This window comes from Streptococcus oralis, from assembly GCF_001578945.1.
In the GTDB taxonomy this organism is placed as follows: domain Bacteria; phylum Bacillota; class Bacilli; order Lactobacillales; family Streptococcaceae; genus Streptococcus; species Streptococcus oralis_Q.
Genome location: NZ_KQ969655.1, coordinates 1 through 296, shown reverse-complemented (window position 1 = coordinate 296; position 296 = coordinate 1). Strand labels below are relative to the sequence as shown.

The window sequence follows — 296 nt, the reverse complement described above, 5'->3', positions numbered from 1 at the left end:
CGTTTGCAGATTGATGAGCTTTTGATGAATGAACTTCGTGATGTTAAGGCCTTAGCCCAACCAAATGAAATCCTCCTCGTCATTGATGCTATGATTGGTCAGGAAGCGGCTAATGTTGCTCGTGAGTTTAATGCCCAGTTGGAAGTGACTGGGGTTATCCTTACCAAGATTGATGGGGATACTCGTGGTGGTGCGGCTTTGTCTGTTCGTCACATCACTGGTAAACCTATCAAGTTCACTGGTACGGGTGAAAAGATTACAGATATCGAAACCTTCCACCCAGACCGTATGTCAAG

1 pseudogene is annotated in these 296 nt (G+C 45.6%); it reads left to right on the top strand.

The features are described 5' to 3' along the window. Positions 1–296 (top strand): annotated as a pseudogene (locus tag SORDD16_RS10245) (signal recognition particle protein); the annotation flags it as partial.